Raw genomic sequence first — 1,409 nt, 5'->3', positions numbered from 1 at the left:
GGGCATGATTGCGACCCTCTGTTGATCGATGATCCTGAGAGTGTTGTCACCTGGGGCTGGTAGGTGCCGGGGAAACCGCTGATAGGGGCAGGACGGTTGTGGAACGTCGTGCGTAACGTGGGTGCCGGGCCCTGACACCGTGGTGGGCCAGTACGTGAGTTAGGGACTACGACTGGAGGTGCCAGGTGATCGGAAACCACGACGACGTTGAAGTGTTCATTGGTGTGGATGTTGGCAAGGGCGAGCATCACGCCGTTGCCCTGGACCGGGCCGGGAAAAGGCTGCTGGACCGGGCGCTGCCCAACGACGAGGCCAGGATCCGGGAAATCCTGGCGGAGCTTGAACATCATGGCAGGATCCTTGTCGTGGTCGATCAACCCGCGACGATCGGTGCGCTTCCGGTTGCCGTGGCCCAGGCCGCCGGGACCCTGGTCGGGTACCTTCCGGGTTTGGCCATGCGCCGGATCGCGGACCTCCACCCCGGGGAAGCAAAAACGGATGCACGCGATGCGTTCATCATCGCCGACGCCGCGCGGACCATGCCGCATACCCTGCGCTCGGTCCAGCTCGCCGATGCCCAGCTCGCTGAGTTGACCATGCTGTGCGGTTTCGATGATGATCTGGCCAAACAGGCCACCGCGACCTCGAACCGGATCCGCGGGCTGCTGACCCAGATCCACCCTGCATTGGAGCGTGTCCTGGGCCCGCGGCTGGACCATCCTGCGGTCCTGGATCTGCTGCGGACCTGGCCCACGCCCGAAGCGCTCCGCCACGCAGGACGGCGCCGGATCGCGAACCGGCTGACCAAGCTCGCGCCCCGGATGGGTGACCGCCTCGCCGAAGACATCATGAACGCGTTGGGCCAGCAAACGGTAACCGTGGTGGGCACGAACGCCGCGACCATCGTCCTGCCCGAACTGGCGGGCATGCTCGCCAGGATCCATGAGGGGCGCGCCACGGTCTATGCCCAGGTCGGAGCCCTCGTGGAGGCCCACCCTCTTCACCAGGTCCTGATGTCTTTGCCGGCGGTCGGCATCAGGACCGCAGCACGGATCCTCACCGAAGTCGCCGGCAAAGACTTCCCCACCGCCGGGCACCTGGCCTCCTACGCAGGCCTGACCCCGGTCACCTGGCGCTCCGGATCCTCCATCCGCGGCGACCGCGCCTCCCGAAGAGGCAACAAAGTCCTCAAACGCACCCTTTACCTCTCGGCGTTCGCGGCCCTCAAAGACCCGCTCTCACGCGCCTACTACGATCGGAAACGCGCCGAAGGCAAACACCACAACCAAGCACTCCTCGCCCTCGCCCGACGCCGCTGCGACACCCTCTACGCCATGCTCCGCGACGGCAGCCTCTACCAAGCCCAAACACCAACAGCAGCTTGACGAAAAACATAGGGACACTCTCAC

1 protein-coding gene is annotated in these 1,409 nt (G+C 65.4%); it reads left to right on the top strand.

What is annotated here, in order from left to right; genetic code table 11:
- The first annotated feature begins 188 nt into the window (after positions 1-188).
- On the top strand, positions 189-1,385 hold the full coding sequence (locus ACKAE7_RS20970; RefSeq protein WP_191036555.1) for an IS110 family transposase: 1,197 nt from the start codon (positions 189-191) through the stop codon (positions 1,383-1,385).
- Positions 1,386-1,409 lie beyond the last annotated feature (24 nt).

Origin of the sequence: Pseudarthrobacter sp. NKDBFgelt, from assembly GCF_046097905.1 — a bacterium.
GTDB lineage: Bacteria > Actinomycetota > Actinomycetes > Actinomycetales > Micrococcaceae > Arthrobacter > Arthrobacter polychromogenes.
Note: the sequence above shows the minus strand (reverse complement) of the source record. Positions and strands in the feature narration are given on the sequence as shown.